Source organism: Phycisphaeraceae bacterium (assembly GCA_020851465.1).
GTDB lineage: Bacteria > Planctomycetota > Phycisphaerae > Phycisphaerales > Phycisphaeraceae > JADZCR01.
Genome location: JADZCR010000016.1, coordinates 45,243 through 67,664, shown reverse-complemented (window position 1 = coordinate 67,664; position 22,422 = coordinate 45,243). Strand labels below are relative to the sequence as shown.

The 22,422-nt window shown below is 60.4% G+C and carries 19 protein-coding genes; 8 read left to right on the top strand and 11 right to left on the bottom strand.

From position 1 onward, the window contains the following. Window positions 1-559: 559 nt before the first annotated feature. Complete coding sequence (cysC, locus tag IT444_12645) at window positions 560-1,189, bottom strand: adenylyl-sulfate kinase (GenBank protein MCC7193617.1); 630 nt, start codon at window positions 1,187-1,189, stop codon at window positions 560-562. A 163-nt stretch (window positions 1,190-1,352) separates the two neighbouring features. Between cysC and IT444_12640 the strand changes: the two genes are divergently transcribed. Then, window positions 1,353-1,841: a hypothetical protein gene (locus tag IT444_12640; protein ID MCC7193616.1), complete on the top strand. Its 489-nt coding sequence runs from the start codon at window positions 1,353-1,355 to the stop codon at window positions 1,839-1,841. 15 nt (window positions 1,842-1,856) lie between these two features. On the opposite strand, the gene IT444_12635 is transcribed toward IT444_12640, so the two are convergent. Next, window positions 1,857-2,633, bottom strand: coding sequence for a CPBP family intramembrane metalloprotease (locus tag IT444_12635; protein ID MCC7193615.1), 777 nt, complete (start codon window positions 2,631-2,633; stop codon window positions 1,857-1,859). Window positions 2,634-2,691: 58 nt separating this feature from the next. Further along, complete coding sequence (locus tag IT444_12630) at window positions 2,692-3,207, bottom strand: adenine phosphoribosyltransferase (protein MCC7193614.1); 516 nt, start codon at window positions 3,205-3,207, stop codon at window positions 2,692-2,694. Window positions 3,208-3,446: 239 nt separating this feature from the next. On the opposite strand from IT444_12630, the gene murA reads away from it, so the two are divergent. After that, window positions 3,447-4,847 (top strand): UDP-N-acetylglucosamine 1-carboxyvinyltransferase, encoded by a 1,401-nt coding sequence (murA, locus tag IT444_12625; protein MCC7193613.1) that lies wholly within the window; start codon window positions 3,447-3,449, stop codon window positions 4,845-4,847. 27 nt (window positions 4,848-4,874) lie between these two features. Further along, window positions 4,875-5,102 carry a Trm112 family protein gene (locus IT444_12620; protein MCC7193612.1) on the top strand — a complete coding sequence of 76 codons (228 nt, stop codon included), beginning with the start codon at window positions 4,875-4,877 and terminating at the stop codon, window positions 5,100-5,102. Between the two features lie 42 nt (window positions 5,103-5,144). On the opposite strand, the gene IT444_12615 is transcribed toward IT444_12620, so the two are convergent. The 3 genes from IT444_12615 to IT444_12605 form a co-directional block, all read right to left on the bottom strand. Continuing rightward, window positions 5,145-6,311 (bottom strand): dihydrodipicolinate synthase family protein, encoded by a 1,167-nt coding sequence (locus IT444_12615; protein MCC7193611.1) that lies wholly within the window; start codon window positions 6,309-6,311, stop codon window positions 5,145-5,147. 90 nt (window positions 6,312-6,401) lie between these two features. Next, window positions 6,402-7,424 (bottom strand): NAD(P)-dependent oxidoreductase, encoded by a 1,023-nt coding sequence (locus IT444_12610; GenBank protein ID MCC7193610.1) that lies wholly within the window; start codon window positions 7,422-7,424, stop codon window positions 6,402-6,404. Window positions 7,425-7,496: 72 nt separating this feature from the next. Next, window positions 7,497-7,655 (bottom strand): hypothetical protein, encoded by a 159-nt coding sequence (locus tag IT444_12605; protein MCC7193609.1) that lies wholly within the window; start codon window positions 7,653-7,655, stop codon window positions 7,497-7,499. Here IT444_12605 and IT444_12600 point away from each other — a divergent pair. Then, a complete protein-coding gene (locus IT444_12600) occupies window positions 7,654-8,697 on the top strand; it encodes an HD domain-containing protein (GenBank protein MCC7193608.1) in 1,044 nt (347 codons plus the stop codon). The genes IT444_12605 and IT444_12600 overlap by 2 nt on opposite strands. 144 nt (window positions 8,698-8,841) lie before the next feature. Continuing rightward, window positions 8,842-9,240: a 2Fe-2S iron-sulfur cluster binding domain-containing protein gene (locus IT444_12595; GenBank protein MCC7193607.1), complete on the top strand. Its 399-nt coding sequence runs from the start codon at window positions 8,842-8,844 to the stop codon at window positions 9,238-9,240. Between the two features lie 179 nt (window positions 9,241-9,419). Here the strand turns inward: IT444_12595 and IT444_12590 are convergent, their stop codons facing one another. The 3 genes from IT444_12590 to asnB all read right to left on the bottom strand — a co-directional run bounded on the left by IT444_12590 (window position 9,420) and on the right by asnB (window position 15,026). Further along, window positions 9,420-10,382 carry a GDP-mannose 4,6-dehydratase gene (locus IT444_12590; GenBank protein ID MCC7193606.1) on the bottom strand — a complete coding sequence of 321 codons (963 nt, stop codon included), beginning with the start codon at window positions 10,380-10,382 and terminating at the stop codon, window positions 9,420-9,422. A gap of 65 nt (window positions 10,383-10,447) precedes the next feature. Further along, complete coding sequence (locus tag IT444_12585; GenBank protein ID MCC7193605.1) at window positions 10,448-11,767, bottom strand: glycosyltransferase family 4 protein; 1,320 nt, start codon at window positions 11,765-11,767, stop codon at window positions 10,448-10,450. Next, complete coding sequence (asnB, locus tag IT444_12580) at window positions 11,733-15,026, bottom strand: asparagine synthase (glutamine-hydrolyzing) (GenBank protein ID MCC7193604.1); 3,294 nt, start codon at window positions 15,024-15,026, stop codon at window positions 11,733-11,735. The genes IT444_12585 and asnB overlap by 35 nt, the downstream gene beginning before the upstream one ends. A 121-nt stretch (window positions 15,027-15,147) precedes the next feature. Between asnB and IT444_12575 the strand changes: the two genes are divergently transcribed. Further along, window positions 15,148-16,341 carry a glycosyltransferase gene (locus tag IT444_12575; protein MCC7193603.1) on the top strand — a complete coding sequence of 398 codons (1,194 nt, stop codon included), beginning with the start codon at window positions 15,148-15,150 and terminating at the stop codon, window positions 16,339-16,341. A 26-nt stretch (window positions 16,342-16,367) separates the two neighbouring features. On the opposite strand, the gene IT444_12570 is transcribed toward IT444_12575, so the two are convergent. Then, entirely contained in the window at window positions 16,368-17,519 is a 1,152-nt protein-coding gene (locus IT444_12570) for a glycosyltransferase (protein ID MCC7193602.1), read from the bottom strand. Window positions 17,520-17,719: 200 nt separating this feature from the next. Between IT444_12570 and IT444_12565 the strand changes: the two genes are divergently transcribed. Together IT444_12565 and IT444_12560 are read left to right on the top strand one after the other, a co-directional pair. Beyond that, window positions 17,720-19,405: a hypothetical protein gene (locus IT444_12565; GenBank protein MCC7193601.1), complete on the top strand. Its 1,686-nt coding sequence runs from the start codon at window positions 17,720-17,722 to the stop codon at window positions 19,403-19,405. 159 nt (window positions 19,406-19,564) lie between these two features. After that, entirely contained in the window at window positions 19,565-20,806 is a 1,242-nt protein-coding gene (locus tag IT444_12560; GenBank protein ID MCC7193600.1) for a hypothetical protein, read from the top strand. A 177-nt stretch (window positions 20,807-20,983) separates the two neighbouring features. On the opposite strand, the gene IT444_12555 is transcribed toward IT444_12560, so the two are convergent. Next, complete coding sequence (locus IT444_12555) at window positions 20,984-21,844, bottom strand: PEP-CTERM sorting domain-containing protein (GenBank protein MCC7193599.1); 861 nt, start codon at window positions 21,842-21,844, stop codon at window positions 20,984-20,986. Window positions 21,845-22,422 lie beyond the last annotated feature (578 nt).

Here is a 22,422-nt window from a genome sequence, read left to right as displayed (position 1 = left end):
GCGGCTTTTTTGTTTTCCGGCCGCCCCGTGTTGACCGTCAACACCTGCTGGCCGGTGATCCAACGAAACCCGTCGGTTCAGGTGGCGATGGTGGCCTGTGCTGCCGCCTTGACCGTTGACGCCTTGTCAACCGCTGCCCGATTCGACTCCCCACGCTGCCGCCCTCCACGGCCCACCGCTGCCGGATCGTTGACGGCGTGGGACGTGCGAAGATCCTTGCCCGTCCGATCTGCCCAGGAGCTCGCAGACGCCCCGTTATTCGGTACCCGCCGTTGACGTACAAAGACACCTCAAACCGCATGGCGAGCCCTCCCCGTGGTGCGGACCACCGCCAGGACCTGCACACGTTGCGCAGGCGATAGCTCCGCCCATCGCTGGACGACTTCAATCAGACTCGGATCAACTTGTGATTCAGCGGGTGTCCCTAGGAGGGTCCACACCCCAGCTGGCGACCTCGTAAACGCAGAAATTGTGCAGGTTCGATTCCTGTCGCCCGCATTTCCAGCTTGATTTTTGGCAATATCGCTCAGCCGCCCCGGCTTGTGCTGCGGGGCTGGTATTACGCGCTGAGCAGGTTGCGCTTCTGAAGCTCATCGAGCAGCTTCTGCACGCTTTCTGCAATGCTCAGCTTGTGAGTCGGCAGGACCATCTCCGCTTTTTCTGGGGCTTCATAAGGATCGTCGATGCCGGTGAACCCCATGCCCTTGCCGGACGCCAAAGCTGCACGTGCCTTTTTGTACAGGCCCTTGGGGTCACGTTTTTCCGCTTCTTCGAGCGGGATGTCCACATGCACTTCGATGAAGGGAATCTTCGCATCGTCGTGCAGCTTGCGAACTGCATCGCGATCTTTGCGGTAAGGGGAGATGAAGCTGGTGATGGTAATCATGCCGGCATCGGCGAAGAGCTTGGCGACCTCACCGATGCGGCGGATGTTTTCCGCGCGGTCTTCAGCCGAGAAGCCCAGATTTTTGTTGAGTCCCATGCGGATGTTGTCACCATCGAGCCGGTAGGCGTGCTTGCCGCGCTGGAGCAGAACCTGCTCGAGTGCGACGGCGACGGTGGACTTGCCGCTGGCGGACAGGCCGGTCATCCAAACGGTGCAGCCTTTCTGGCCAAGGTTTTTAGCGCGCTCAGCGGGAGTGACGTTGCCTTCGTGCCAGACGATGTTGGTGGCTTTCTGCTCGGCCATGATTGATCTGCCTCAGGTTGAAACGGCGAGTTGACGCGTCGCCTTAGGTTGGGTCGGGGATGATAGAGGAAATCGGGTCGTTACTGCAAGCAATGCTCCGCTGCCTGCGTGCCGGGTCCGTCTTGGCGTCAGACGACCGCGAGCTGTCTGTTAAATTGGGTTTATGACTCTGACGCTCCCGCCGCCGGTTGACGAGGCCGTCCGTCCGCTCCTGCGGGTTCTGCCGCCGGATCGCGCGATGGGCCGGCTTGTGCCGACCGAGCCTCCTGAGGCCGCTCATACATTGCTGGTGGAAAAGCTCGTGGTGTTACCCGTGATTGCGGCGCGGCCGCCTCTTGTCGCGGCACTCTGGCTTTATGTCGATGCGCTCGACCGCAGCCACAAGGTCAGCCAGACCATCGAAGACGCGACCGGTTCCTTCTGGCATGGCATCATGCACCGACGAGAAGGGGATTTTTCCAACAGCCACTACTGGTTCAACCGGGCCGGCACGCATCCCGCCATGACATCCATCAAGGGCTACGACCCGCACCAGCTCATTGACGAGGTGAAAAAGACACACGCACAAGGCGACCGCGCGGAGTTAGTGGAATTGCAACGCCGTGAATGGATCAGCCTGTTTGAGTGGTGCTGCGTGAATGCTCCGGCATGAGAGGCCCTGAGCGATTCAGCGCGCCCGCAGCGACCAGAGCACAACGAGCACGTCGTAGAGCGCGTGTGTCCCTGCCGCGATACCGAAGCCCCGGATAAGATAGACCCCCGCCAGATAAAGTCCCGCGAGCGTCAGTTGGATGAAGGGGTCGAGTTTCCAGTCGCTCCAGGTGGGGAAGTGGTAGAGGGCGAACGCGACCGCAGAAAGGATGATCGCCGCGGTTGCGCCGACTTTGTGGGGCAGTCTCAGGAAATCGACCAGCAGCGCATGAATCGCAGCGATGGCGACGAGACGAAAGAGCAGCTCCTCGTAGATTCCCGCGCCGATGCCGAAGACCATCCCCGCCTGCCAGCTCACCGGTTCGGCGGTCGTGGCTGCCGCCGCCATCTGCGGGTGTGACTCAGGCGGTGCCAGAACGAGCATCATGACAAAGAGGGGCAGGGCATAGAGAGCCGACTCGACATACATCAGGCCGTAAATTCGCGGCACGAACTCCCATGCGTCTTTCCGCACCACATGCCAGGAAAGCAGAACCGCGGCGACGATCAGACCGGGCAGGTATTTGCCGGTGACACTCAGCAGACCGAAGAAGTTCATCAGCAGCGTTCGGGCGTAGATGAAATAGGTTTCCCCGCCGGGCCCCTGGGCGTAGAGCCGCGTGCCGACTTCATAGGCGACGATCAATGGCGCGAGAAAAATAAGTGCCTGGAGCGGCTGCTGTGATCGCTGCCAATAGGTGAGGAAGTGAGGCGGGATTTTAGACCGAGGTTTGGGGCGGCGGCGACGAGACATAGGTGTGATGGCCGGCGGCGATCCTGGTCGGACGCATCAACGGCGGCCGGCGTCTCCTCTAATACTTCACCACCGCGTGTAGATCACCATAAGACTTGAGCTTGTCACGACCGGAGAGAAACGTCAGCTCGATCAGGACCGTGATGCCTGCAATCTCTCCGCCCAGCCCGCTGATGAGATCGCAGCAGGCTTTCATGGTGCCGCCCGTGGCCATCAGGTCGTCCACCATGAGGATACGCTGACCTTTTTTCACCGCGTCGGAATGGATTTCGAGAGTATCCTTGCCATACTCAAGGTCGTACTCGATGGCGGCGGTCTTATAGGGAAGTTTCCGAGGTTTGCGAATGGGGATAAACCCCGCCGACAGCGACTGCGCGATCGCGGTGCCGAAGATGAACCCCCGGCTCTCGGCCCCGGCGACCAGATCGATTCCGATGCCGCGGTAGGGATTGGCCATCAGCTCGACCGCCATCGCCAGACCGGCGGGATGACCCAGCAGGGGAGTAATATCCTTAAAGACGATGCCGGGTTTGGGCCAGTCGGGCACGTCACGGATCAGGGAGGCGATTTGCATGAGTGGGGTTGTACCAGTTTTTGGCGTCGGCGGGAACGAGGTCCAGCCGCGACTTTCGACTTTTGGTGCGGCTGACCTTGCCCGGTGCGTGACGTTGAGCGTGTCCGGCGGGGTGATCGTTGCGGGTGGGGATTGCTTTGCAGAACTTTCACACTCGTTGCCGATAAATCCACCGATCAACGAGCAGCCCCGCGGCGGGTCGCCTACCTCTCAACCGATTTATTGAAAAGGACGGGGATATGGACGCATTCGTCATCAACGGCGGCAAGCGACTGCGCGGCAAGGTCCGCGTGAACGGCTCGAAAAACGCCAGCCTTCCCCTCATGGCGGCGACACTGCTGACCGACGATCCGGTCATCCTCCACGATGTGCCCGACCTCTCCGACATTCAGAACATGGCCAAACTGCTCGACGCCCTGGGCTGCCCCGTCGAGCGCCGAGCCATCAATGCGACACAGGCCAAGGCATACAAAAAACAGCAGACCGACGGCAGCGGAAATGATCCGCACGTGGCGGTTGTCGAGCCGGGCACAGCCGGCGTGATGACGCTCCACGCCAACAATCCCGAACCGTGTCTGGCGCACTACGACATCGTTCGCACCATGCGGGCAAGCATCTGCGTGCTGGGGCCGCTGCTCGCCAAGCGCGGACAGGCCAAGGTGTCCATGCCCGGCGGGTGCAACATCGGCGACCGGCCGGTCGATCTGCATTTGCGCGGGCTTAAGGCGCTGGGCGCGAGGATTCATCTTGACGGCGGTTACATCGTCGCCGAAACGCACGCAGGCGGACGACTTCAGGGTGCGCGGGTGTTTCTCGGCGGGCCGTTCGGCTCAACCGTCCTGGGAACGGCAAACGTCATGAGCGCAGCCGTGCTGGCTGAGGGCACCACAGTCATCGAGTCGGCGGCGTGCGAGCCGGAGGTCGAGGACCTGGCGAACATGCTTATCGCCATGGGTGCCAAGATCATCGGAGCAGGCAGTCCGCGCATCACGATTCACGGGGTGGACAAGCTCCACGGCATCGAACACACGGTGATGGCTGACCGCATCGAAGCGGGCACCTATGTCATGGCCGCAGCCATCACCAACGGTGATGTGACACTGGAAAACTGTCCGACGGATGCGCTGATCGCCGTGCTCGACCGGCTGGAGGAAGTCGGTGTCGCGGTCGATGCGGTGAAGGAGGAACGCCAGCGAAACCGCATGCGCGACACGGTACGCATCTCCAGCAGCCGTCGGCTTGAGCCGGTGCAGGTGGTGACGCAGCCCTATCCGGGTTTCCCCACCGACCTCCAGGCTCAGATCATGGCGCTGCTTTGTCTGGCGGACGGCAACTCGATCATCACCGAAAAAATCTTCCCCGACCGTTTCATGCACGTCGCGGAATTGCTCCGCATGGGCGCCAACGTCATGCGCACCGGCACCAGCGCGATGATCAGCGGAGTCAAGCAGCTCGAAGGCGCACCCGTGATGGCCAGCGACCTTCGCGCTTCGGCAGGTCTTGTCATCGCCGGCCTCGCGGCCAAAGGCACGACGACCGTCAACCGTGTTTATCACCTCGACCGCGGCTACGAACGGATGGAGCTGACGCTCCAGGAACTCGGCGCCGACATCGAGCGTGTTAACGTTCCGGGAAACTGATCGCAGCCTGTGCGTTAAAATGCAGCCATGCCCCAGGCCCCCATCGATCCCGAACTGCTCCAGATGCTCGTCTGTCCCCTCACGCGCTCGCCGCTGCGGCTGGAGGGTGAGGAACTCGTCGGCAGCGTCGGCGGGCTGCGCTATCCGATCCGTGAAGGCATTCCGATCCTGTTGATAGACGAGGCAAAGCTGCCCGCAGGCATCGCCAGTCTGGACGAGTTTCGACGAAAGTACGCGGATCAGATTCCGACGTGATTCACCGTTCGAGGGCGAACAGCATCGCGGATGGGGTCGGTTTTACCGCAGCCATTCGTCAAGGTGCTGTGCGACGAAGTCATCGTCCACCAGATGCGGATACGCCTTGCAGACGCGGGTGATTTCCTCCGCCTGACCGGGTGACATGACCTCTTTGGGATTGAGGCACCAGGTGCCTTCGAGCAATCCCTGACGGCGGAGGATTTCGTGCATGCCGGGGATGCAGCCGTGGAAATGGTGCGCGGGGTCGAACATCGCTGCGTTCATGTCCGTCACCTGCCGGTTGAGCACCATCATGTCGTAGGGCAGATGATTTCGGGCACCCATCTCGGCGGAGGTATTGGCCCAGTGACATTTCTCCAGCAGTTCGACCGCCTTTTTTGTCCAGCATGCCCAGTGGCCCAGCAGCCCGCCGATGACGCGCTGCGTCACCCGCTTGCCGCCGCCGGCGGGAACCTCGAACACCCACTCGCCCAGCAGGTCGCCGACGATGTTGTCATCGTTGCCGGTATAGAGCGCGATGCCGTTTTCGCTGCCGCCCGAATCGACCTTGGCTACGCCGGAGCTGTGCCCGACGCCGCGTGAGCCGAGCGAGAGAGCGCGGCCGGCCTCGGCGACGGCGCGGACGACGTCGATCGTCTGGTAACGGTTGAAGGGTGCCATCTTGATGGCGACGACGTTGGGAATCTCCGCAAAGCGACGCCAGAAGCTCGCCGGCAGTATTCGCCCGCCGACACTCGGCTGGAGATAGAAGCCCACGACCGGAATGACCTTCGCCACTTGATGACAGTGGGCCACCAGTTCATCGTCGTCTGCCTTGGCCATCGCGCCCAGACTCAGCAGCCCCATGTCGTAGCCCAGATCAATCGCCTGTTGAGCTTCCGCGACCGCTTGGTGCGTCTGCCCGACGATGCCGGCGACTTTGATGACGGTTTTCTTTTTGGCCTGCTCAAAGCGACGCATCTCCTCCATCGCGATCGTGAGCACCGGACGGAGCAGGCCGTGCTCAGGCAGGCGGATTTCAAACTGTGTCGAGTGTACGGCAACCGCCAGACCGCCTGAGCCTGCCGCCAGGTAGTAACGTGCCAAGGCGCGCTGACGGCGTTCATCGAGCTTGCGCTGCGCGTTCAACGCCAGCGGAGTGGCGGGAATCGCAACGCCACTTCGGAGCAGATCAAGGACGGGAGCCGAGGGTAGGGGATTGCTCATGACGGTTACCGATGGCCTCCGGTCGAAGCTCGTCGCGCGTGGCGGGGAATGGTATCAGCCTGCGCGGGACGTTCGACGGAAGGCGAGTTTCTAAAACTTTCCATCCCGGACTTCAAAGTGCGTCGGCTTGCCCATGGTTGCGCCGCCTTGCTTGAGCCACGTTGCGACCCGCTCGATCATCTGGTCGATGCCGACCTTCGGCGGGCCGAAGTGACTCCAGCAGAACGACGAATTGGACAGGAGCGCGTTGGGTGCCGGCTCGCCGGTTACTTTGACTTTTCGCAGCCCCAGCGCCTTGCCGAGCTTTTTCACGAGGTCTTCGACTTTGTGCGTCTCCGGGCCGGCAAGGTTGAGGATCGCCGGCGGGCTGTTCGCCAACTCGAACGAGCGGAGGGTGATGCGGTTGCAGTCGCCTTGCCAGAGGACGTTGACATAGCCCTGGCTGACGTCGATTTCCTCTTTATTGAGCAGGCGCGTGGCCAGGTCCACCAGCACCCCGTAGCGCGGCTCATTGGCGTAGTTGAGGCGGATCGTAGTGACCCGTGTACCAGCCGTGCGGGAGAAATATTCAAACACTCGTTCGCGGCCGAGCACCGATTGGGCATACTCGCCGATGGGACCGACGGGGTGTTCCTCGGTCGGCCCGCCGGAATCGACGGGAGTGAACGGATAGACGTTACCGCTGGAGTAAACGGCGATACGGCTCTTTTTCCACCGCTTGGCGACGACGCCGGGGACAAACGTATTGAGAGCCCAGGTCACCGCGGGGCCGTCGGCTGTGCCGAACTTCTGCCCGGCCAGATAAACGATGTCTTCGGCGTCAGGCAGCTTTTCCACGGCGTCGGCGTCGGCGAGGTCGCAGGGGATGGTGGTGATGCCGTCCGCCTCCAGTTCCTGTCGAGCCTTGGGTGAGGAAAAGCGGGACACCGCCAGCACGCGGTTTTTCTTGCCCGCCTGCTCGAAAGCACGTTTGGCCATCAGCGCCAGGCCGTGGCCGATCTTTCCGCCGGCTCCCAGCAGCAGCAGGTCGCCGGGCATCGCCCAGAGGGTGCGGACAACGCCCTCATCGGGCTCGGAAATATCCATCAGGATGTCGCGTTCAGTCATTGGCATGGGGCAGGGATTGTACGGCAAGCTGACTTTTGCCGCCAAAGTGTCGATTCTGCCGCCAAACTAAAGCCCTGATTACCGCACTCTGGGTTGGGGTGCCGCCCCAGACTCGCCCATCGATCCACACTTGAACCGTCCGTCGAACCATCCCGGCATGAGCAGGCGGCGGGCGGAGAAACCATCCGGGTGAAAGCGGAGCGGGATCACCCATGCGGCGCGGTACGATGACGCCATGCCGCCTACCAAATCACCCTCGCCGCACTCCGCCCCGGCCAGTCAGCGGATCATGATCCGTCAGTTGCAGGACTCGCAATACATCGAAGGTGTTTTCGCCATCCAGAACTGCCAGCTCGGTCAGACCAAAGGGGGCAAGCCCTACATCAAATGTCTGCTGGCTGACCGGTCAGGTCGTGTTCCCGGTCGCATGTGGAACGCTTCCGAGGAGCTATTCAGCACCCTGCCGACCGACGGGTTTGTTTACATTCAGGGGCAGTCGCAGCCGTACCAGGGCGAGATGCAGATCATTATCCAGCAGATCGAAAAGTGCACGCCTACCGAGGCTGAATTGCTCGACCTGCTGCCTTGTACGCAATACGACATCGAGGAGATGTTCACCGAGTTGAGCGGGATTCTCGCTTCACTGAAACATCCCGCGATCAACGCGCTGGCGCGGATGTATCTCGACGATGCGGAGCTGATGGAAAAGTTCAAGCGTGCGCCGGCTGCCATGTCACTGCACCACGCTTTCATCGGCGGACTGCTGGAGCACACGCTGAGTCTGCTGCGGCTTGCCGGTGCCGTGCTGCCGCTCTACCCGCAGATCAACCGCGATATCGTGCTCATGGGCCTGTTCATTCATGATCTGGGCAAGTGTCAGGAGCTGACCTGGGAAACGGGCTTTGGTTACAGCGACGACGGCCAGCTCATCGGTCACATCGCCCGCGGGGTCATCTGGCTCCAGCGCAAGGCGGAGGACTGCGCCGCGATGGGAAATAAAGTGCCCGATGCTGTGCTGATGGTGTTGCATCACATCATCCTGTCACACCACGGCAAGGCGGAGTTTGGCGCGCTCAAAATACCCGCTACCCCCGAAGCGATCCTCGTGAGCCTGCTCGATAATGTGGACGCCAAGACGCACATGGCGATCCTGGCGGCACGCGGCGATAGCCTCAAAGCCGCGGATGTCGGCGGGAACTTCACCGAAAAAGTCTGGGCTCTCGAAACACGGATTTACCGCCCGGATCCGACGACCGTGCCCGACTCGCCGCAAACCTGACCGTTAAGCCCGACTGGTTCACTGCCTTGGCGATCACTTCACCGCCATGATGGCGCCGCCGTCACCCCTCGCCGACGCTCGCTTTCAGACTTCGCGGCTGCACGAGCGAGATCAAGTCGCCTAGAATGCAGCCACGAGACAGTTATGAGCATTAAACGTTCCAACGAACCCAAAGCGCCGCCCACCGTACAGGTGAAGTTCATCCTTCAGGATCCGCAGGCGGTCACCGGTAAGGATGAACGCGAAGTGACCGTCATGGCCAGCAAAGGCGAACATCTGCTCGAAGTCGCGCTGGACCACGGCATCAACATCGAACATTCCTGCGGCGGCGTCTGCGCCTGCTCCACCTGCCACGTTTACGTCAACGAGGGCATGGACGACCTCAGCGAAGCGGAAGACAAAGAACTCGACCGCGTTGAGGAAGCTCCCGCAGTGAAGCTGACGAGTCGATTGTCGTGCCAAAGCATCATCCAGGGCGATGGGCCGATCGTGGTGGAGGTGCCCGCCTGGAATCGCAACGCGGTGAAAGAGACGCCGCATTAAGGTTTCTCTCAACGCACCGCGACTCCTTCAGAGCCTGCGCAAGTGGGCGGAGCTGATCGAGTATTCCCATCCAGCGCGGCTGCATGCGGCGTGGTTTGTCGAGCTGCGATTTTCGTGTTTCTGCTCTCGCGTCAGGAGCGAGGACGTGCCGACGCGCGATGAGGGGACGCGCCGGCTCGTCAGGCGAACTGCATCCATTCCCACTGTTTGCGAATGCCATCCTTGAGCGATGTTGTGGGCTGATATCCGAGTTCTCTGTTGCTGCGTGTCAGGTCCGCCCAGGTGCGTTCCACATCACCCGGCTGCATCGGTTTCTGGTCGATTTTTGCCTTTTTACCCGTGACTTCTTCGACGGTGGCGATCAGGTCTTTGAGACTCGCGGGCTTGTTGCCGCCGAGGTTGTAGATGCGGAAGCCGGTCTTTCTGTCGCACTTATCCATCGCGGCGTGGATGCCGCTGACGATGTCGTCGATGTAGGTGTAATCGCGGCTGGTCGAGCCGTCTCCGAACATCGGCACCGGCTTGCCCTGACTGACGAGCCGGAGAAATTTTCCGATCGCCAGGTCCGGTCGCTGCCGCGGGCCGAAGACGGTGAAGAAGCGCAGACAATTCACAGGCAGCTTGTGGATATGCCAGTAGGTGTGGCAGATCAGCTCCCCGGATTTCTTGGTGGCTGCGTACGGGCTGATGGGGAAATCAACGCGGTCGTCCTCAGCGAAGGGGACTTTTTCGTTGTTGCCGTAAACACTCGAACTCGATGCGAAGACGAAGCGTTGTGTCCCGGAGGCGACGGCGGCATCGAGCAGGCTGACCGTGCCATCGACGTTGACGCTGGTGTAGTAATCCGGCCGTTCGATGCTCGGTCGGACGCCCGCCATTGCGGCCAGATGGACGACAGCCGTCGGCTTGTGACGGGTAAACGCCTCGCCGACCGCGCCGCGGTCGCGGATGTCGGTCTCGACGAGCATGAAATTTTTATGCGTCATCGCGCCTTCGAGATTTTTCCGTTTGATGGATGCGTCGTAGAAGTCGCAGAAGTTATCGAGTCCGATGACTCGCATCCCTTCGCGCAGCAGACGGTCGGTCAGGTGAGAGCCGATGAAGCCTGCTGCGCCGGTGATCAGTGTTGTGGAGTCGGGCATGGCGGAATGATAAATGATCCGAGGTTGTATCGGCGAAATGACACGAGAGATTCACGAGGACGCTGTTACGGGATCAATTTGAAATGGCGCAACGCATGCCTCACTCCGTCAACGGGATCAGCGGCACGACGCCACTGCGCCAGAATGTCGGGTGCTGCGGCACGCATCCGGGCGCATGGCTGGGGTGTGGTGACTTCCAACAGGGCGTCTGTCATGGCCTGGACATTCCTGGCCTGCACGATCAGGCCATTGGTCCGGTGGCGGACCAACTCCACCGCGGCTCCGACCACATCCGTCGTCACCACCGCAAGCCCGGCAGACACCGCTTCATTGATGACCAGTGCCCAAGGCTCAAAGTGACTGGGCAGCACCAGCACTTCACAGGAGTGATAGCAGAGGACGGTCTCATCGAATTGCAGAAAGCCAAGCCACTTGACGCGCGACGACAGGGCCTGCGGCACCCGCGCCTTGAGCGCGTCACGCAGCGCACCGTCGCCGGCAATGACCAGATCCCAGTCAGGACGACGATCAGCGATGCGCACAAACGCATCGATCAACACATCCACGCATTTGACGCTCACGAGCCGCCCGCAGTAGAGCAGCCGGTGCCGCTCTTCCGATAAATCACGCCCGGCACGGAAAGCACGCTCCTTTTCCTCATCACGACGCTGAATCGTCTCGTAATCCGGTTCATAGGGAAAGAGGAACGTGGGCAACTCGTGATCGGCATAGAGGCGATAGAAAGCGCGCCCGGCTGTGCCCATCGGCATCAGGCCCGCGATCGAACGCAGGCTCCATCGCACATAAACACGCTTGACGAGCCGCTTCAGCGGCGACAGACGCCCTTCCGCAAAGACGTTCGAGTCTCCCGTCACCAGCAGCGGTATCCCTGCTTTCCTGGCCCAGCGGATCAACCGCATTCGCGCCAGGTCGTTGTACCCCAGCAGGATGATGATCCGCACACGGTGGCGGATCAGATAATCGCGCATGACGTTAAAGAGCCGCAGCGTTCTGAGCGTCGCATGTTCATTGGGACTCAGCGCGACCTCGTTGAAAAATACCGGATTGATCGCTGGATCGAGCTGCATGTCCCATTGCACCGCGCTCCTGTCGCTGGCGTGGGTAAAAAGGCTGTGCAGTTTCACCTCGCGCAGCTCGCTCGCAATGCGTTTGAGCACGTGGACCCGGTAGGGCGTGGGTACGTCGGAGATGATCGCAAGCTCCACCGGTCCCTGCGACGACATCGCAGCCGGCACATCGACAACGTGCGGTTCGGCGGATGGCGGGACTTGGCGCGGATGGCTTTCCACTGACTTTCCTGTTGCGCTGCGTGCAGGACTCGTGATCCGTTCAGGCTTTCGGCGGCGTTTTGGTCCGTTCGTCAATCATCCATCGTCGCTTGCCGGCACGGTTGGTGGTCAGGTCGTTTACGAATTCCAGTTTTGTTTCCGTCAGATCGGGGTGGACCTGTCTTAGTCGGTGCAGCACGCGATTTTCAAACTCAGCGTCAGGCGTGCTCGACACGACCAGACGCAGGATGGGGCCGGCATCGCGCAGGTAAAGCTGGATGTTGAGCACGATGGGTTCCTGATGAACGCAGTGGAAAACCGCCACCGAATGTACGCTGCGTCCGTCGGACATCAGGATCGCTTCGTTGATTCTTCCGCCGAGGTCCTGAAACTCATAAACGTGATCGTTTGCCAGTCGCATTGGCCCGCGCAGTAGATCACCTTGCTTGTAACGGATCAGCGGCGTGTACCGCAGGTAGAGGGTGGACACCAGGATGCTTTCACCGTCGCCTTCATCCGCCTCCTTCTGAGATTCGACGATATTCAAATCCGGAAAGACGGACCACGGACCTTTTCGCGGTCTCATCGCGACATGCCCGAAGTCAACGCCGCCAAACTCCTCGATCACCGGGCATCCGAACAAATCCTCAAGCATTGAGAACGTGTCTTGTCGAGGGGGCATTTCCGAAGTCGAAAGGATGAACCTGATGCCTGTCGCACGAAATTCCTTGCGGAACTCCTGCGTGTATCGACCCAGTAAATCCAACGCGGAGGCGTAACCGATCATGCCGACGGGTCGAGCCCGAATGATCTGCTTTGCGATTTTGCGGCAATCGCTGGGCCCCATCACATAGGCCCGCGCCCGTCGATAGTTGAGTAACGCATCTTTACCCATGCGTATGGCATGGTTGAGATAGCGCCTCCAGCCCGTGCCGAGTAAATGAGAATGTCCCCAGACCAGAAAAACCGGGTCACCCAGGTGATATCCGTTGATGATCCAGGGGACGAGCTTGGCGACGCGAATGTGGACGTTTTCCTTTTTCCAGACTCCAAGCTTCACCGGCAGGCCTGATGAGCCGGCAGTCTGCATGAACTTGTCGGGCGGGCCGGAGATGCGGATGAACTCAGGCAGGTTCGCGCGGAGGTACTGTTTGGTCAGTACCGGGATTTTTTTGAAGTCGGCCCAGATGGTGATCTCTCTGGGGGCCGCAGCCGACTCGACAAGCTTCCGGTAGTAGGGCACGTCGTTGATCGCATCAGCCCAGATGGCGGCGAGCTTGGCGAGCTGCATGGGGGGAATGTCGTCAGCCTTCCACGCATTCAGCTTCGTGTGATATTCCAACGCGGATTGATAGTCACTCGTCAGCGAACTGGGAGTGGGAAGCCATCGCTTTGGCTGTTTTGATGAAGGTGTGGATCGCAACGTGACTGGCTTCCTTTGGCTGACGATATCTTCAGCTTTATCGCTGAGTTGTGTTAAATATACTCCCGTTACACAGAGCGTCCACGCCCGCGACCAGATCGGGCTTTGGGGATGGCTGCGGAAGCTCTGCCAGATGTCGTCCACGCCATCTTCGGCCACGAGTCCCGACTGCTTGAGGCGATCGAGGCCCGCTTCCGCCATCTCACGCAGAGGCCCGGCGAGCCAGCGGTTGATCGGTAACTGAAACCCGCGCTTGCTCTGCCGCAGTAACTCCGGTCTGAGGTGCTCCGCAAAGGCAACGCGGAGCAGGTGCTTGTTTGCGATTTTTTCAGGCAGTCTGACGTTGCCGGGAATTCCCTGCGCAAAGTCGATCACGCGCCGATCCAGAAAGGGAACCCGCAGTTCCAGGCTGTGAGCCATACTGTTGGCGTCGCTGTCACGCAGCAGGACGTTTTGCTGGTAGATGCGTGATTCGAGTTCCGAGATGCTCCAGACCGGATCGGAGTTATCGATCTCAAGCGAGTCCACCGCATCGTGCGGCTGGTAGTCGCGGCTTAGTCCTAAATCATCCGTGTTGAAGCCCAGGCTCTGAAGCTGACCGTTGGATATCGCCCGTCGTCTGAGGAGATAGAGCGTCCGCAGCGAGCCATCGGAGGTGGAGATGTCCAGCATTTTCTGCTGGACCGCGGGAGAGCGATTCATGGTCAACGTCCGCGCTACGGCCTTCGTGACTCTGCGCGGGAGCCAGCGGAGGATGCGCATCATGTTTCGCAATCTGGGAATGTCGGAGAAACTCGGATACCCGCCGAAAAGCTCGTCGCCTCCCTGACCGGAGAGGATCACTTTGATCTGTGCTTCACGGACAGCCCGGCAGATCATGTAAACATTCAGGCCATCCATTGACGGCTGGTCGAGATTGGTCAGCCACTGACGTACGCGAGGCAGGGCGTCCGATCCCTGGATGTTGAGTGTGGTATGTCGCACGCCCAGCAGCCGCGCCGTTTCCGACGCCATCGGTGCCTCGCTCATGTCCGGCTCATCCGCGAAACCGACGGTGAAGGTGCGGAGGTCAGCCGTGTGTTTGGCGGCAAGGCCGGCGATGATCGTGCTGTCGAGGCCGGAGGAGAGAAAGACTCCGACCGGCACATCGGCGACCAGGTGATCGCGGACCGATGTTTCGAGTAACTCCTTGATGCCGTGAACGGCATCGGCGGACGTGATCGGCTGCGGCTGGGGAAAGTTCCAGTGTTTCTGACGCCGCTGTGAAACAGGGCTGCGCAGATCGTTGACTTCGATCTGTTGCCAATGACCAGCCGGGAACATCCGCACATCTTTGATGATCGTCAGCGGTTCCTGCGGCGCGCCGTACGCCAGAATCGTCGCAATACCCGCGCGATCCACCTCCGGCTTTACCAGCCCTGAAGCGAGCAGCCCGCGAACCTCGCTGGCGAAGACCAGGGAATGGTCGGTCTGGTGGATGTAGAGCGGCTTGATCCCCAGCGGGTCGCGGGCGATCAGCAGCGTCTGGTGTCGCGGATCGTAGTAGGCAAAGGCGTACATCCCCGCCAGACGCTCGAGGGCTTTGGGGCCGTCGCGAGCCAGCAGGTGCAGCAGCACTTCCGTATCGCTGTGACCGCGAAAGGGAACTCCAGCGTCGCTCAGCTCCCGGCGCAGTTGTGCGTAGTTGTAGATTTCACCGTTGAAAACCAGCACCCCGCCGAACTGAGGATGAGTCATCGGCTGGTGCCCCTGCGGCGAGAGGTCGAGGATGGACAGCCGCCGATGCCCCAGCCCGACGCAGGTGCGCGAGGCATCAAAAAACGCGGAACCCGAATCGTCCGGGCCGCGGTGTTGTTGTGCCCGGATCATCGAGCCGACGGCACGTTCAACAATTTGACGTTCTCGCAGGATGACGCCTGCAATGCCGCACATTGTGGCGGGTACTCCCAGAAAGGCGACAACAGCATACCCTTGAACGTGTTGATGGAGGTGTCACCATGCCGCGGGTCGAACGAATGCTTGCCTCAATCCCTTATTGACCGATGATGACAGCGTGACCTCAGGTTCATCGACCAGATTGCAAATCCTGCACTACCTGCCTCGAATCCTGCTGGCCGAGGGCGGATTGGTGCGTGCGGTGTGGGATCTGTCGTCCGCCATGGCCTCGCGTGGCCACGCAGTGACCCTGCTTTCCTATGACGTTCAGGATGCGCCTGACTCATGGATGCGCGGCGAGGCTGGGTTTCCGCGCGTGGTCCGGCTCGACTGGCCTCGACTGCCTCGTCAGATCCTTTCCCGCCGCTCTCTGAACATCGTGTCGGATGAGGTCCGTCGCGCGGACATCGTGCATTGTCACGGCCCGTTCATGATCGGCAGCCTGCAAACGGCAAGGGTCGCGCGTCGCCTCGGCTGCCCCTGTATTTTCACTCTCCACGGAATGTTGGACGACTGGTCCATGTCGAAAGGAGCGTTGCGAAAGAGAGCGTTCCTCGCGCTGGGGGTGCGTCGTTGTCTGGAGCAGGCGTCACGAGTTCACTGCACCGCGCAAGCGGAGCTGGATCAGGCTCGGAAATGGTTTCCGCAAGGTCGCGGCGTGGTGCTGCCATACCTCGTGGATACGCAACCCTACGCGGAGTTACCCGGCCCGGCTGCGGCGCAGGATGCGTTCGTATCGCTGCGAAACGACGAGCCGCGCATCCTGTTTATGGGTCGGCTTCATCCCAAGAAAGGCATCGAGCTTTTGCTGGGTGCGGCAGGGGGGCTTCGTGATGCCGGCCTGCGTGCGCGACTCATCATCGCTGGGCCTGGTGAGGAGACGTACATCAAGGCATTGCGACTTCAGGCGCAGAAGCTGGGAATTGCGGACCGTGTTGATTTTCTCGGATTGGTCACCGGCCGACAGAAACTTTCGCTCTATCAGGCCTGTGACGTGCTGGTGTTGCCGACGAGTCAGGAAAACTTCGGCTTGGTTCTCATCGAAGCGATGGCATGCGGCACACCCGTGGTGACTACGCGGGGTGTTGATATCTGGCGTGAGATCAGCCAAGCAGGCGCCACCATCATCGAGCGGACAGAGGCAGCACTGACGGAGGCATTGCGGATACTGCTGGCCGATCCGCAGGCTTTATCAGCGCGGGGTACTGTCGGGCGGCAGTGGGTTTTGAGTACGTTTGCACCGGCGGAAGCTGTGGGAAAATACGAAGCCCTTTACCGTGAAGTCATCGCGGAACACCAGGCACGCCGGTAGTGACCGGGCTAAGTGCTCGTGATCTTTTACGACTGGGCTGCCAGTCGCGCGTAATGGCTGGCCCATTCCCCGGCGATCTTGTTCCAGTCGAAGCGACTCTGAACAAATGAACGTGCTTTGGACGCAGCCGCTTGTCGCAACGGGTCTTCATCGAGCCATCGCTGCATCTGAGCGGTTAAGGCAACGATGTTCAGCGGAACGGATGCGCCGACGCCCGCCGCTTCGATCTCCTCACGGATGTTGACGTTTTCCGACACGATCACGGGACAGCCGGCCGCCAGTGCTTCGACCACCGCGATGCCGAAGTTTTCCTGATAGCTGGGCAGGACGAACAAGTCCGCCGCCGCGAGAGCTTCGACTCGATCCCGACCGCGCAACATGCCGGTGAAGATGACGCGCTGACTCAAGCCGGCACGATCGACCATGGCGCGAACTTGCGCTTCGTAACCTTCGAGGTCCGGGCCGACGATCGCGAGCATTGCGTCCTGTGTCTGGAGCTTGGCAAAGGCGGGGATGAGCAGGTCGAAGCCCTTTTTGGCGTCGATCCTTCCCAGAATGATGATGAGCTTGCGTCGGCCGATGGCTGGATGCTTGTCACGAAAAAGTTGACGATCCGGCAGGTTGTCGAATTCCGTCAGATCGAGTCCGTTAGGTACGACCAGAGCCGGAGCAGCCAGCTTCAGTGGAGAGGCCAGATCGCGCTCGGCATTGGCGGTGTAATGGATGGCCGCAGCGTGGTTGAGGTCGTTTCTTAGCCGCAGCGTCAGGTACAGCCGCTTTTTTAACGCACCCTGCGAAAGCGACCAGGGGTCGAGCATTCCGCATGGCCGCATGATGTAAGGCAGGCCGCGTTGTCGCGCCTGTTTCGCCGCTGCATGCTGGATGGATTCCCATAACGTGTGGATGTGAACGATGTCGGCGTCGGCGATCAGCGGTCGCAGGGCGGGTTTGATGGCGGGTGACCAGATGAGCGGGCCGCGACCGGGACCGATAAAGTCCGCTTTGATCCCCGAAGCGGCGAAAACGTCCGACAATCCTCGATCCGGCTCGCCGCGATACGTCCCCGCGACGCTGACGGTCAACCCGGCACGAGCCTGCGCCGCAGCCAGACCTACCAAGGCGTTGATCGGCCCGCCGAAGCGCCGGTCGATGTTTGAGATGACGTGGAGCACCCGCATCAGCGGCGATCATAGCAATCGCACGGCCATTGCAGAGGATGGGCGACGCGCCGGCCTGCTGTCCGGGGAATTGCCCATTTCACAAGGCAGGGATAGAGTTAACTCTTTCCCATCGAAGGCATAAGGGTATGGCTCGACTTTGACGATGAACTGAAGCGGCCTCGGCTGGATTTTTCTCATTAGCGGCGAAATCTGACTTTATGATCACCCTGGCGATTCACGACGGTCACGACTCAGGCATCTGTCTCCTCCGCGATGGCAAGATCATCTTCGCCGGTTCCGAGGAGCGGCGACGAAATATCAAGAACTATGCGGGCACCCCCGATCGCTCCATCGCTGAAGCGTTCAAGCGTACGGGGATCGATCCCAAGGATGTGGACCTGATCGCGCTGTCAGGACGCATCCGTAACACGACTCCCACTCTCGGTGCCAAAAAGAAAATCTATTCCGTTCTGACCTTGATGACCTGGCTGGGCCGCACGCACTGGGGAACCAATCTCGGCCGGGCAGTGATGTCCCGCATGCGCAAAACACAGCACCTGCTCGAAGGGCTGGCGCAGTTTGGTCTGGCGGACAAACCCTTGCAGACCTACGACCACCACCTGACGCACGCAGCCTGTGCCTATTACCACCGGCCGTGGACTCAGGACACGATCGTGCTCACGCTCGACGGCGCAGGTGACGGCCTGTGCGCGACTGTGAATGTCGGCAGCGGTCACGACCTCCGCGTCATCGCGCAGACGCCGAAGTTTCACAGCCCCGCCAACTGGATGTTCTCCTCCATCACCCGTCACATGGGCCTCAAGCCCTGGGAGCACGAGTACAAGGTGATGGGCATGGCTCCGTATGGTCAGGCGGAATACGTCGCGCCGATTCTCCGGGGCATGTTTCAGGTTGAGGGTCTGGAGTTCCGTAACCGCACGGGTCGGATCGCCGAACCGCTGCAACGCTATATTTCCAAACGTCTCTACTGTCAGCGCTTTGATAACACTGCGGCTGGTTGTCAGCAGGTGTTCGAGGAGTTGATGATCCAGTGGGTGACCAACGCCCGCAAAGCGACGGGTCTCAACCGCATCGCCTGTGCAGGCGGAGCGTTTCTGAACGTCAAAGCCAACAAGCTCATCCGCGAGATGCCCGGAGTCGAGGCGTTTTACGCCTATCCCGCCAGTGACGATGGCGGCTCGCCGGTCGGTGCGGCGATTCTGGGTTATCTCGATCTGTGCAAACAGCGCAACATCCCGCCGCAATTCGACCTGCCCCGCGACATGTATCTAGGCGTCGAGTTCACTGAGGCGGAGATGGAGCAGGCGGCGCGTGAGTCGGGCCTGCCGTTTGAGCGCATGACTCAGCCCGCCAAACAGGTTGCGCAACTGCTCGCGTCAGGGAAGATCGTGGCGCGTTTCAATGGCCGCGAAGAGCTTGGCCCTCGCGCACTGGGAAATCGCTCCATCCTGGCGGACCCGCGCGATCTGCGGCAGATCCGCAAGCTCAACTTCGCCATCAAATACCGCGACTTCTGGATGCCCTTTGCCACCTCCATGCTTCAGGAGGAGGCGGACAAATACATCAAAAACCTCAAGGGCTGGCCGTATTGGATGATCGAGGCTTTCGACACGCGCAACAATGCGGAGAACGCGTTCATCGCCGGCATGCACCCATTCGATCTGACGGTACGGCCGCAGATCGTCAACGAGCTTAACCCGTCCTATCGCGAAATCATTCAGGAGTTCAAGGCCATCACCGGACTTGGTGCAGTGCTCAACACGAGCTTCAACCTGCACGGGTTCCCCATCGTGGGCACGCCGCAGATCGCGATTGACACACTGGTCAAAAGCGATCTTGACGCGCTGGCGCTTGGGCCGTTCCTCGTCACCAAACCCGCCTGAGGTTCGCGTCTGCGTGCGGATTTTGATCAATCTCCGGACACACGTCCCGCAAGCAAATAATTATTAAAAAACCCAACTAAAACGGTTGGATTTTGTGGTGTTTGGGCTTAAACTTGGTGAGCCATGCTTTGCCATATTCATGGGAAGGGAAGGAAAAAGATGAAGGCAGAGACCCGATCGAGTCACCTCCGCGGCTTGGTGCCGTTACTGGCTGCCGCGGCGATGGCGGCAGTTCCGTCTGTGGTCAGTGCCGCCCCGGTTTACAACTATGGTGACAGCGGCGTGTTCGGCCACCCTGAGACCTGGGACTCCTATTCACCCGCGGTGGCGATCAACTCGCTCGACGACGCCTACTCCGCACGCTTTACTGCTCTGGAGAGCTTCACCGCCGACAACGCCTACCTCTATTACAGCGGCTTGGTCGGAACCCCCACCGCCCGTATCGGCATCCAGACCGATGCGTCAGGCGTCCCCAGCGGCACCTGGCTCAATACTCCCGGCGTTTTTAACCCGACAGCTGGACGCCCCAGTGCCTCGTTCACTGCCGTCAGCCTCACCGCCAACACGGTCTATCACCTCGTCGTCGAGCCGGTGGACCTCGGCGGGCCTTCCTCCTTTGCGATCTACGGCAGCAGTACCAACAACGCCATCCGCCCCTACGACCGCGCCGGCGACACCAGCCTCAACAGTCTGGCGAAGGTCAACGGCGGCGCGTGGACCACAGGCAAGGATCCCTTCTTCGTCCTGGCTGACGGCTCGAACATCATCGTCGGCCCCGGTCAACCCTACACCAGTTGGGGGGCGCCAGCTAACGGTTTCCTCAGCAGCACGGCCACGAGTTTCAACGGCGAACAGTTTGTGATCACGGACAAGGAAGTTCCTGCAGGCGCCAAGGTGGAAATTACGGAGGTGACGTTCGCCGCCGCCCTCAGTGCAACACCGCCTACGAACAACCTTCTCCTCCGCCTGCGGGATTCGGTCGGTACCGTCCTGGCGACGGCGACCATGACTCCCGCCGATGCCGATGGCGCCGTTCATACCTTTTCGTTTGACCAGACAGCCACGCTGACGCAGGGCCAGACCTATCTCTTTACTACCGAGTTCAGCGGCACGGGCAGTCAGGCTTACAAGTTCAGGGCTGACCGCTCGGATGGCGTAGCCGGAGCGTCGGTCACCAACTGGGGCGGGACGACAGTTTCATTTCCCATCGTGAGTACCGCTGCCAATAACTGGTCGGTCTGGTCGCCGCGGGGTGATCGCTCGGCATTCGACCTGGTCTTCGGCCTCTATGGTTCGGTGGTTGTGCCTGAGCCGGCATCCGTGGCGCTCCTGGCACTGGGCACCCTTGTGCTGGTCTGCCCAGCCGCTACTCGACGCACTGGCCGGAAAGAATCGCGATAAACCGTCTGCGTCCTCTCCTCCGAACGCGATGCGGCAATGCCCTCCGCGCTGTCGCAGGAATGCGGCGGTCCGCGCGGTCGTGATCTGCGCGGCGAATCAGCAGATTCACACCATGAAAAAAGCCGACCCGTTGCGGGGTCGGCTTTGGAGGAATCGTGTTGCTCGTAACCTGCTGACTCAGGCGCGACGGCGACGGAGCATGAGCAGGCCGCCTGCAGCCAGGAGCGAGAGGCTCGCCGGCTCAGGGATGAAGAGCGTGACATCATCTACGTAGCCGACGCCAACCGGGGCACCGCTGCCGACGGAGAACGTGACGCCATAGACGTACCTGTCAACGCTGACCGTTGGCCAGGTCGGGTTGAGGAAGCGAACGCTCGTCGGATCGGTGACGGGCGCGAGCCACTGCGCCAGGGTGAAGCCGCTGGAGTCACCGTAATTCTGCCTTGGAGACGCACCAGCTCCATCCGGATCAGCTCGCAGATAAAACCGACCTGCGGAGGAGCCGTTCGTAACACCCTGATCGACGATATCGTAATTGTTGACCCAGGTGTCGTCGGCAGCGGTGAACTCGTAGGACTCGTTGTAGGCGTTTTCCCAGATCAGCTCGCCGGTCGGGCTGGCGGGGCTGTCAATGCCGACATAAATACGAATAGCCGCAGAGTACCAGGCGTTTGTCTTGGGGATGGAATCCGGGCTTTCACGGTACCAGTCGTAAGTCAGGGCTTTCAGATCACCAATGAAGCCGATCGGTACTGGTGCAGCGGGATTGTAGGAAGCGCTTTGGTAAAAGAACGGCCCGACTTTGGAGGTTCCCAAGCCACCCGTGGTGACTTCCATTTTGGTGGAGAGCGTCTGATCAAAGTCGTTTACAAAGGCTACTTCGGAGGTCGCGCCGTCTGCACGGGTGTCGCCCGGGTAAAGGGTGTTGTCCGTGGTGTGGTTGGTCAGTTCGATGGGGACGGTGGCGGGGAACACGACGGAAGGACTAACCCCCGCCAGCAGAAGTGTTGCGAAACCGCCTAGAAGCTTGAGTGACATACGCATACTGATGATTCTCCTTTCCCTTGGCCCTACGCAGGGCTGTATTGTTGGTGCGATAACTCCAACTAGCTTGATCCGTATTGATGGCGGTGTCAAGAGGAATTTCGAAAAAATGTATTATTTTGATACTGAATTAAGTGCAAGTGACTTGTGACAATTTGCGGCAATCTCACCGACAGACGGCTGCCGTCGAGGCGTGGCCGACCCAAGCTGAGCAAAACATATCAAAGGTAGTCCGATATTTTCAAGTGGTGTTCCGGACTGGTTGCCTTTGGGCATCAACTTTGCATTAAAGCCATTTCAAGCTGCGCTTGAAGGCGCATCCCGCTAAGAGCTGCAGCACCTTGTCGGTGCTGCCTGGTTTGCGTGAAGCGTTAGCTGCCGGCAGCGAGCTGGCAGCGGATCGACAGGCTGGATTTCCAGCTTCTGAACCAGATTTCAATGAAAGAAAGGAGTTTTGATGGCCTGAACCAATTATTTGATTAAACAACACTTAGAGTCGTTTCGGTCTTTCGTTGAACTGGTCCGAGGTCGTTTTGCCGACCTGAGCGTGTGTCGTTTAGCTCGTTGATTGA

Excerpts from the sequence above, each read along its gene's own strand:
- IT444_12605 (MCC7193609.1), bottom strand. The coding sequence starts at position 7,655 with ATGGCGTCATCGTACCGCGCCGCATGGGTGATCCCGCTCCGCTTTCAC.
- IT444_12630 (MCC7193614.1), bottom strand. The coding sequence starts at position 3,207 with ATGCAAATCGCCTCCCTGATCCGTGACGTGCCCGACTGGCCCAAACCC.
- IT444_12560 (MCC7193600.1), top strand. The coding sequence starts at position 19,565 with ATGAAGGCAGAGACCCGATCGAGTCACCTCCGCGGCTTGGTGCCGTTA.
- asnB (MCC7193604.1), bottom strand. The coding sequence starts at position 15,026 with ATGTGCGGCATTGCAGGCGTCATCCTGCGAGAACGTCAAATTGTTGAA.
- IT444_12565 (MCC7193601.1), top strand. The coding sequence starts at position 17,720 with ATGATCACCCTGGCGATTCACGACGGTCACGACTCAGGCATCTGTCTC.
- IT444_12590 (MCC7193606.1), bottom strand. The coding sequence starts at position 10,382 with ATGCCCGACTCCACAACACTGATCACCGGCGCAGCAGGCTTCATCGGC.
- IT444_12635 (MCC7193615.1), bottom strand. The coding sequence starts at position 2,633 with ATGTCTCGTCGCCGCCGCCCCAAACCTCGGTCTAAAATCCCGCCTCAC.
- IT444_12595 (MCC7193607.1), top strand. The coding sequence starts at position 8,842 with ATGAGCATTAAACGTTCCAACGAACCCAAAGCGCCGCCCACCGTACAG.
- IT444_12600 (MCC7193608.1), top strand. The coding sequence starts at position 7,654 with ATGCCGCCTACCAAATCACCCTCGCCGCACTCCGCCCCGGCCAGTCAG.
- IT444_12570 (MCC7193602.1), bottom strand. The coding sequence starts at position 17,519 with ATGCGGGTGCTCCACGTCATCTCAAACATCGACCGGCGCTTCGGCGGG.
- IT444_12610 (MCC7193610.1), bottom strand. The coding sequence starts at position 7,424 with ATGCCAATGACTGAACGCGACATCCTGATGGATATTTCCGAGCCCGAT.
- murA (MCC7193613.1), top strand. The coding sequence starts at position 3,447 with ATGGACGCATTCGTCATCAACGGCGGCAAGCGACTGCGCGGCAAGGTC.
- IT444_12615 (MCC7193611.1), bottom strand. The coding sequence starts at position 6,311 with ATGAGCAATCCCCTACCCTCGGCTCCCGTCCTTGATCTGCTCCGAAGT.
- cysC (MCC7193617.1), bottom strand. The coding sequence starts at position 1,189 with ATGGCCGAGCAGAAAGCCACCAACATCGTCTGGCACGAAGGCAACGTC.
- IT444_12555 (MCC7193599.1), bottom strand. The coding sequence starts at position 21,844 with ATGTCACTCAAGCTTCTAGGCGGTTTCGCAACACTTCTGCTGGCGGGG.
- IT444_12620 (MCC7193612.1), top strand. The coding sequence starts at position 4,875 with ATGCCCCAGGCCCCCATCGATCCCGAACTGCTCCAGATGCTCGTCTGT.
- IT444_12640 (MCC7193616.1), top strand. The coding sequence starts at position 1,353 with ATGACTCTGACGCTCCCGCCGCCGGTTGACGAGGCCGTCCGTCCGCTC.